At 37.0% G+C, this 9,353-nt stretch carries 10 protein-coding genes; all 10 read left to right on the top strand.

Annotation, left to right across the window (positions count from 1 at the left end; translation table 11 throughout):
- Positions 1-666 precede the first annotated feature (666 nt).
- The 10 genes from RWN13_RS21850 to RWN13_RS21895 all read left to right on the top strand — a co-directional run bounded on the left by RWN13_RS21850 (position 667) and on the right by RWN13_RS21895 (position 8,207).
- Positions 667-1,227 (top strand): recombinase family protein, encoded by a 561-nt coding sequence (locus RWN13_RS21850; RefSeq protein WP_314067981.1) that lies wholly within the window; start codon positions 667-669, stop codon positions 1,225-1,227.
- Positions 1,228-1,371: 144 nt separating this feature from the next.
- Positions 1,372-2,862 (top strand): helix-turn-helix domain-containing protein, encoded by a 1,491-nt coding sequence (locus RWN13_RS21855; protein ID WP_314067983.1) that lies wholly within the window; start codon positions 1,372-1,374, stop codon positions 2,860-2,862.
- Positions 2,863-3,123: 261 nt separating this feature from the next.
- Positions 3,124-3,690, top strand: a complete 567-nt coding sequence (locus RWN13_RS21860; protein ID WP_314067985.1) for a recombinase family protein — start codon at positions 3,124-3,126, stop codon at positions 3,688-3,690.
- Between the two features lie 380 nt (positions 3,691-4,070).
- Positions 4,071-4,763: a hypothetical protein gene (locus RWN13_RS21865; protein ID WP_314067986.1), complete on the top strand. Its 693-nt coding sequence runs from the start codon at positions 4,071-4,073 to the stop codon at positions 4,761-4,763.
- A 42-nt stretch (positions 4,764-4,805) separates the two neighbouring features.
- Complete coding sequence (locus tag RWN13_RS21870; protein ID WP_314067988.1) at positions 4,806-5,477, top strand: response regulator transcription factor; 672 nt, start codon at positions 4,806-4,808, stop codon at positions 5,475-5,477.
- A complete protein-coding gene (locus RWN13_RS21875; protein WP_314067990.1) occupies positions 5,477-6,556 on the top strand; it encodes a HAMP domain-containing sensor histidine kinase in 1,080 nt (359 codons plus the stop codon). Before RWN13_RS21870 ends, RWN13_RS21875 begins: the two co-directional genes overlap by 1 nt.
- Positions 6,557-6,573: 17 nt before the next feature.
- Positions 6,574-7,107, top strand: a complete 534-nt coding sequence (locus RWN13_RS21880) for a hypothetical protein (RefSeq protein ID WP_314067992.1) — start codon at positions 6,574-6,576, stop codon at positions 7,105-7,107.
- Positions 7,108-7,314: 207 nt separating this feature from the next.
- Complete coding sequence (locus RWN13_RS21885) at positions 7,315-7,659, top strand: hypothetical protein (RefSeq protein ID WP_314067994.1); 345 nt, start codon at positions 7,315-7,317, stop codon at positions 7,657-7,659.
- Between the two features lie 24 nt (positions 7,660-7,683).
- Positions 7,684-8,022 carry a hypothetical protein gene (locus RWN13_RS21890; RefSeq protein WP_314067996.1) on the top strand — a complete coding sequence of 113 codons (339 nt, stop codon included), beginning with the start codon at positions 7,684-7,686 and terminating at the stop codon, positions 8,020-8,022.
- Positions 7,998-8,207 carry a hypothetical protein gene (locus RWN13_RS21895; RefSeq protein WP_314067998.1) on the top strand — a complete coding sequence of 70 codons (210 nt, stop codon included), beginning with the start codon at positions 7,998-8,000 and terminating at the stop codon, positions 8,205-8,207. The genes RWN13_RS21890 and RWN13_RS21895 overlap by 25 nt, the downstream gene beginning before the upstream one ends.
- Positions 8,208-9,353: the final 1,146 nt, after the last annotated feature.

Genomic DNA, 9,353 nt, shown 5'->3' on the forward strand with positions numbered 1-9,353 from the left:
TTAACTCCTTTTTCAATTCGGGTACATTCTCATTTTTCAACATACTTACTGCCTCTTTCCATTAAATTTACTTATAGTTACGAGGATTATTTTAAGCTCCATATACATAAGTACTTGACTTTCCTTTATCTGTAATCCCTTCACATCAGACAAACGGCTCTAGGTGAGCAAGTTTATTACACTGGACTCAATTCTCAAAAACTATTGTTAGATAGAAGAGCAAGCAAGACGCAAAAAAGCTCTTTTAAAATAAATGAAAAAGCCTAAGTTACAGGCTTCTCCATTCACAAAAAAAGAGTTTAATGGGGGTTAATTGCGAATTCCAAAAAACAATAGTTTATTATAAAACAAAAGGATTGTCAATTTTTTTTTTCGAACATTTTGTTTTTTAACTGATTTCGAGCTATTTTTTTATATCAAACGTCGCAAAACCCTTATTTAACAACCTTTTAAAAATTAGCTTACTAATAAAAAAAAAGTGATTTCTTTTTTTAAAACACTATTTTAAACACAAATAGCCTTAATTCACGTGAAGAAAGATACAAAAAAGAAAGAATTTTCCAGAAAAAAAAGTTCCTAATACCGCTTTAAAATAAGCCATTTTTTTGAACGACACTGACAATCATTTTAAAATCAATTATCATCTTAGAAAGTGACGTGAAGACTATGACAACTATTGGCTATATGCGCGTAAGCACTCACCATCAAAAATTTGATTCGCAACAAAAAGCCTTAGACGACTACGGGGTAGATATTTTATTCAAAGAATATGAGAGCGGTCGAAAAATTAACCGCTCGGAACTGGATAAGGCTTTAGAAGCGCTAAAACCTGGTGATACCTTTGTTATTTTTAAACTGGATCGCTTGGCACGAAGTACCAAACAACTTCTACACTTATTAGAAGGGTTTGAAAATAATCACATTCAGTTTGTCAGTATTCAAAATAATATTGACACCTCAACTCCAATGGGACGCTTCTTTTTTACTGTTATGAGCGCCTTTTCCGAAATGGAAGCCGAATTAATCAGAGAAAGAGTAATGGCTGGCCTTCAGGCTGCCCGGGTTAATGGCAAAATCCTCGGACGACCAGAGAGAACAAAACAAATTCAAAAAGCACTTAAGATGTATTGCACCACCACATTATCGGTGGCTGAGATTTCGAAAAAATGTGATATATCTGCTCCAACTATCTATAATCACCTGAAAAAAAATAATATTTCCAGATAACTGGGTGTAAAATGGTGCCATTAAAAGAACAGTTCTTTGCAATTGGAAACAATAATATCCGTAATTTTTTTATACTAAGTCACCGCCTTGATTCTTTAGTACGAAGTCGATATACTGAAGTCAACTACATTAGGAGGTGTCTTTATGATTGTCTTTATGAACAAGGCTGATGAAAGTAAATTAGCCATGATTAAATATTTATCCTTTCATCCTGAGGGTTGCGCTCTTGAGAGCTTAGCAGAGTATTTAACCCTTTCCGTTCGAACTGCCGGCCGCTATTTTAATAGTTTAACTGAAGACTGTGCCATACTTTTTCATTCGGAAGATTTCATTTTAATAAAGCAAGCAGGCATGATAACGTTAAGTGTTTCTGACAACTTATCTTATAATTACTTTATAGACCGTTTACATGTTATGTATACTGAAAGATCATTTGAGTATACAATTATTCAAACTTTACTAAGTAAAAAGTTTGCTACGATTAACGAGTTAAGCGAAGAACTGTTTATCAGCCCCTCAAATCTATATCGATATCTTTATAAAATTGAACACATTATCCAAAAATTTGGTATGGAGTTTTCTTTTTTTGATAATCAAAGTGACCTAAATTTTATTTATGAAGAAAAAAACATTCGATTTTTTTCTTATTTTTTTTATTGGTCATGTATTAAAGGAATTCATATACCGCCATTTACCTATCGAAAGGAACGCATCATTCAAATAACAGACAGTCTCAACCTGGATGATTCTCAAAATTGGTTGCCGTCAAAATCAGCCCAAATCAGCTATCTTTGTTACATTACCTCTGTTCGCCACAAACAAAAAAATCACACTATCGATTTATCGACAGATGTTCAAGAAATTCTAACTGTTTTTTTTGAAATAAATGATTTATCCCCCCTTTTCCTCCCATTTTCTACCGAAAATGAGTCCATGACTGAGAGGTTATTTTTCAATCTATTTATCCGATTGACTATTTCAGAAATGGATAGTTCAAAAATAAAACAAGAGATCACAGACAATTTGTTGCCTCTTGACAATTCTCTGACACAGTACAGTTACCATTTATTGAAGATGATTAGCGATACTTTCAACATACACTTTACACAGGAAGAATATGCTCATTTCTTTTATTATTCGTTAATAACTTTCTTACTTGTGGACTATCTTCAGATTAATCTACCTGATGAATTTAGAGAGATACAGCACAGATCCATTATCGATCAACAAACAACTGAGTATAACGAACACATTTTAAAGCAAGCTACGTTACTTTTTTCTGATTTTAAAAGTAAATACCCTTTACCTGATGGAAATGAACGTACTGTCATTGGTCTAATTGGGATCATCATTGACAGTCGCAAGAAATCACCACTCATGATTGGGATTCATTATGCGAAAAGTATTATTGGAGAATCCGTTATTCAACAAAAATTAACTTATATGTTTAACCCTGAAAATGTTAAATTCACAACAGATATAAATAAAGCTGACCTAATCATTTCTGATAGTTATGCCCCTACAAATGACATTAGCCATTTCTTTTACCTTGATTCATTGACTGATTCTTTGCGATGGGAAAAACTGTTTGATTATGTAAAAAAACACTTATCAGAGAAAGCTTTTTTGTTATAATAACGAACTAATTTAACCATCAATTGTCAACGGAATAACCATTGTTTAACTCCTCACTTACACAAAAAGTAAATTTATCAAAATCGTATTGTTCAGTAGGAGACTTAGCAATCTAGGTATCTTTCTCCCTATAGGTAATAAGCACTCTCATTTTTAATTGTACCTTTTTCAAAATATGGCACTCACTTTGGCAACTATTAAGAACATTTAACCAAGTCTAAATGATACACTCTTTATATACTAAAAAAGAGGTGATGTTAATTGGCAGTTATTGGATACGCAAGAGTCAGTACTAGCAATCAAAAATTAGATTCACAACTTCAAGAACTTCAAGAATACGGAGTAGATAAAATATATAAGGAACATGATAGCGGAAGAAATGAAAAAAGAGTGATTTTAGAGCAGATGTTAGAGAGCCTAAAGCCTGGTGATACCCTGGTTATTTACAAGCTTGATCGGTTGGCTCGTGGAACACAGCATCTACTTAAGCTACTTGATGATTTTGATAAAAGACAGATTCACTTCGTAAGCATTCAAAATAACATCGATACAACCACTCCTATGGGTAAATTAATGTTTACTATTATGGGCGCTTTCGCTGAAATGGAAGCTGAGTTAATCCGTGAACGAGTCTTAACTGGCTTAAAAACTGCTAGAAAAAAAGGGGTTACCCTTGGTAGACCCCGAATTACAGATAAAATCAATCAAGCTATTGAACTTTATCAGACAACTGATTTAAGTCCTTTTGTTATTTCTAAAAAATGTGAGTTATCCACTGCTACTCTTTATCGCCATTTAAATATTCGAGAGGTCACTTTACGACGTTAGGAAGATAGGTCAGTTGCTATCCTACGTCAAGTAACTCCCTCAAAGACGAAAAGGATTGTTCTGCCTTCATCTATAGCTGATAGAAAGGACAATCTGTCGTTTACACAACTTTAGCGACGTCTGGTTGCGATAACCTACAGTCGGAAGTAATCCCCTTCTAGACGAAGGTCCCTGATTTTCCAACCTCGTCCGCACCATTACCAAACTAACATGCCTTCACTTTTCCGTTACCCAAAATATATAAAGCGAACCATCGAAAGGAAGGACTAATCGGTGATCGCTTTTTTAGCTATTAACAATTCTGAAACAATTCGCAAACAGTTCTCACACATTTATGATTTAAACTACTTGATAAATGGGTAAGACGAGAGGAGGCACAGATGGCCGCGAAAAAATTTATTTCCTTGCAAAAACTCAAGGGTATCAATCGTGATCTGTCTCGGCGGTTTAATAAAAAACACAGTCGCTCATTGCGCTTTGCCAGTGCTTCTGGGACCCTTAATTTTTTAGTTGGCAGCGGTAAATTAGCCCTAGGTTTATTCTCTTTGTCTCTAATGACTTGTGTCAGCGCCTGTTATACCTTTGGCATGGCCTCAGGGAAATACATGATTCTTAGGGGCAGTTTAAAGCCTCTTGAAAAACAATACCAATACTACCGTTATGCTGGCATTATGTTAATCTTCACCAGTCTATTGTACAGTGTCTATTCCCTTCGTTTACTAGTCACCCCTGTCACTGCTACTTATGAGCGAAATGTGGCACTGATTATTGCCACCTTTACGTTTGTTGAAATAGGCCTAGGTATTCGTGGTGTTATTGTTGAACTCAAGAATCAAAGCTTGCTTATTCACGGACTTAAGATGATTAATTTAGCCTCGGCCTTAGTGTCCTTGGTTTTGACCCAAACGGCGATTCTGTCCTTCAGTGATAGTCAGACTAGTCTGCACCCTAGGGCCAACGGGTTATTTGGTGTATTAATGGGCCTATGTTCCGCCTTTCTTGGCTGCTTAATGCTGATGCGGATTCATCGGCTAGATAAACGAAACAAACAGTCTGACTATTTGTCGGATTAATTCCCAAGCTTATGTGAGGGGCCCTTAAAAAGGAGTGTGTAGATGATTAATATATTAGTAGTAGAAGATGACCTTAAGTTAAACCAAATTGTGTGTACTTATCTGAATGATCGTGGCTATGTGGCTAAGGGGTGCCCTAACCCAAATGAGGCCTATGACGTTTTGTATAACAGTCTTTATGATTTGATTATTTCCGATATTATGATGCCAGGAATCGATGGGTTTGAGTTTGCCCAAACGATTCGTCAGTTAAATCCAACTATCCCTATTCTTTTTATGTCTGCTAAAGATGATATTACCTCTAAACAAAAAGGGTTTAAGCTCGGCATTGATGATTATATGGTCAAGCCCATTCATATGGATGAGCTGGTGATGCGAGTAAGTGCCCTCTTACGTCGGGCTAATATTATGGAAGAACGTACTTTAACTGTTGGCAATTTAACCATGGATGCTGATGGAATGAGTACCATGATTAATGAGACAGACATCCCGATGACCCTAAGAGAGTTCAATATTCTTTACAAATTGCTTTCTTATCCCAAAAAGACCTTTTCAAGGGCTCAATTGATGGATGAATTTTGGGGGATGGATAGCTCCACAAGTTTACGAGCCGTTGATGTTTACATCACTAAATTACGGGATAAATTATCAGCTGGAGAAGGCTTTGAAATTGTTACTGTCAGAGGTCTGGGCTATAAGGTGGTGTTAACCTAATGTCTGAAACCAAAGGAAGTGACCCTCGGATTAAAGCCAAGGGTGGGCCAGTTCTGAATGTGATCGTTATTTTCAGCGGGTTAGGAGCGCTGACGACGGGACAGATGTTTATTTTACAAAATTATTTAGACTATGACCATTTACCTCGAGGTTATGTGATTGCGATTGTCGTTTATTGGCTTTTTATGGCCATCCTGTTGACCTTTTTTATTCAAGGCCGCTTTAAACAGAATTACCAGCGGCCGCTAAAAGAATTTGCCGCTGGCACTCGCAAAGTAGCTGAAGGTGATTTTTCTGTTTACATTCCTCCTAGACACTTGCCAGAGAAATGGGACTATATCGATGTTATCTTTGCCGACTTTAATGTTATGGTGGAAGAGTTGGGAAGTATCGAAACCCTCAAAACCGATTTTTTTTCAAATGTCTCTCACGAAATTAAAACGCCTTTAGCGGTTATTCAAAACTACGCCGAAGCTTTAAAGTTAGAAACGACTAGTCCAGAACAATCTGACCACTATATTGACACCATTATCGACTCCTCTGCTAGGTTGGCCAATTTAATCACCAATCTATTGAAGTTAAACAAACTGGAAAAACAAACCTTACAAGCGATTGCTGACCCTTATGATCTTGCCAGACAATTGACCGACTGTGTCTTGAGTTACGAAGATGGGTGGTCTACTAAAGAGATTGAGTTTATTGCGGAGATTGACGACTATGTCACGATTGAAGCAGATGCTAGTTTATTGGAATTAGTTTGGAATAATCTCTTGTCCAATGCCATTAAATTTTCTGATCCAGGAGGGACTATCACCTTAACACAAACCTCTACAGCCAATCAGGTGATTGTTTCCATTACAGATAGCGGTTGCGGCATGAGTGAGGATACCCTGAAACACATGTTTGATAAGTTTTATCAAGGGGATAGCTCTCATTCGACCGAAGGAAATGGCTTAGGCCTGGCCTTAGTTTTACGGGTTTTGCAATTGATGGACGGCACTATCTCTGCCACCAGTAGCCTCCATCAAGGAACTACTATGACTGTCAGACTACCGATTCAGCACAAAATCAATCACTGAGAAAGGGGGAAACAATCATGAATCAGGTCATTAAAGAAGGCAATGAGTTTATTGGCTATGAGTATAAAGACATTATCACCGAACCAGAGCGAGCCTCATTGTACCTTGATGGCTATCGTCATTTTGGTTGGGTACCAGATGATAACTTTCAAGTGAGTGCTGCAAAAGGGAAGATTACCCTCAAATTAAAGCGAAACAGAAAACTATTAAACAAAGCCGAGTTGACAAGGCTGCAACGTCATTTTGATTCCTGTGTGAATGAGCTTGATAAAATTCAAAAATCCGCCACTTTCCCACCCATGATGTGGGCGATTTTGATTGGTTTGATTGGAACGGCTTTGATAGCTGGCTCAACCTTTGCCGTAACAGCAGACTCTCCCATGATTTTATTATGTGTAATACTGGCTATTCCCGGTTTTATCTGCTGGGCGATTCCACCGATGGTCTATCAAAAGCTTCTTCAAAAAAAGCAGGGCCAAATCGAAGCGGCCATGGAACAGAAATACGATGAAATTGATGACATCTGTCAAAAGGGAGATAAATTATTATAAGTGGTTCCTAGCACTCATCCAAGATGATTCATTCTTGGATGAGTGTTTTTATTCCATATACGGTACCGTCACTTTACGAATTAACATGATCGAAACACTTCTTAAGCAAAAGACAAACATAAAGTCATTAAGATAAGGGTATAAGTTAGCCAGCAACACAAGCCAATTGAGGTAAAACAACAACTAACTAAAAAAAGGAGTGCTATTATGCAAACTACAACAGACCAAAAGAAAATCAACGCCATTCGTACCCAATATCTGACTAAAGGTGAAAACAAATTATTACAGCTCAAACAGCTAGATCGCAAGGTGAAGCTACCGGCAAAGCTAGTCGGTGGTGTCGTGGCCATAGGCGGCTCCCTCTTATTAGGGGCTGGCATGTCACACATCATGGTCTGGGAAAATATGACCACTGGCCTTGCTATGGGCATCCCAGGCTTGCTTCTGGCCATCTTATCCATTCCAATTTATTCAATGGTTTTGACCAGACAGAAAAAGAAATACGGCGAAGATATTATCTCATTAACAGACACGTTATTGATTCAAGACTAACATCATTCCAAAGGAGAGATCACCATGACGGAAAAACACGAGGCCTTTGTTGGCTATGAATACAAAGAAATCACCATCAAAGGAAAGATGGCGTCTATTTACACTGATAGTTATCGTAATTTTGGCTGGAACCTGGAAAAAAGTGCCATTCCACCGAAGGGCTCATCTTATGTGACATTAAAATTCAAACGCCATCGCAAGTTACGAAACAAGGCTGAAATAAGTAAAAGGCAACGTCAATTTGAACAAACCATGGAAACAGTTAACACATTGGAACGGTCTAAAGTTTTCAAAGCTGCCTTAGTGGCCTATATCATGGGGGCATCGGTACGGCTTTTATGGCTGGCTCGGTCTTCGCCATAACATCTGGTTCGACTGTCTTATGCATCATTCTGGCAATCCCCGGCTTAATCGGTTGGGTTGTCCCTTACTGGCTTTATCGTGGGATCAACCGCCAGAAAACAAGTGAAATTAATCCAATTATCGACGAAAAATACGATGAGATTTATAATCTATGCGATCAAGCTAATCAATTATTACAGGCTTAATCGGATTTACCTTATGAGGAAGATAAAAACATGAGTAGTACGATCATCGCTGTCATTGTGGTCCTCGCTATTATGGCAATCGTGACCGTTGCTATAAAAAAAGCAAAATAATAGAAAATGGACAACATCGAAGTGGGCACTGATCCTATTAGAACAAGGAGGACTGTCATTTATTGAAATTAGGCGTTGCAATTACTTGTCTTGCTGCTGTTACCTTAATCATCGCAAAAAATCGTAAACACAACTAAAGTTGAAGGAGGATAAAACATGAATACTACTATCGTTATAGCTGTCATTGTTGTCGTTGTTATTTTGGCAATGATTGGCTTTTCAATCAAAAAAGCAAAAAAATAACTGGAGTTTGCGCTGATCTAATCGCTCAAGATGACTCTCTCAACGTCTGCTAGAGATGCACACATCAAGAAAGATCATTCGATTAATGAACGGGCATTTCCACTGATAACTGATGCTTTCGACTAGCTTGTATAAGAAAAAGTTTTAGGTATCCTCACATGTATAACCAGTATTTATAAGTCAATAAGAAATCATCATTTCACTTTAATGAACTTTTTCACTATAATCAAGTCATAGGCAATAGTCATCTTTTGATTCTCGTTTAATCACATTTTTGAGCATCCTGAATTCAAAGCTCTCACTTTTAGTTAGATGGGATGCTCTACTACTCAATGTACCTCAGTGTTTCAATTGAAAAGAGATTGTCCTTCAGAAGATGGCTAATGTCTAAATGATAACTTCACCTACACAAATAAAACTAAGCGATTGAGTCTGATGAAGACGACAATCGCTTAGTTTGTTTTCTTTAAATAACCAACAAGTTTTTAATCCGTCTCGACAACTTAGCTTATAACCTTCAGCCCTATCATGCCTCACTAACGTGACTATTAACATTATGGATTTTGAGTTGTAAACTTAGATCAACTTTCAAAAAACTATTTCATAGCATTTAGCGAAATGATAATGATGGTAAAGTCATTGCATTAATGATAATGCCATATTATTTCACTTTTTTTATAAAAAAAAACGGAATGACTCTTTTTTTGCGAATAATATAGTAGGCGCATCATTTCAACAAGGAGGTCTGCCATGATGCCATAAAAAACTAGAAAAATGTTAGTAAAACACTGG

This window comes from uncultured Vagococcus sp., from assembly GCF_963518325.1.
Classification (GTDB): domain Bacteria; phylum Bacillota; class Bacilli; order Lactobacillales; family Vagococcaceae; genus Vagococcus_D.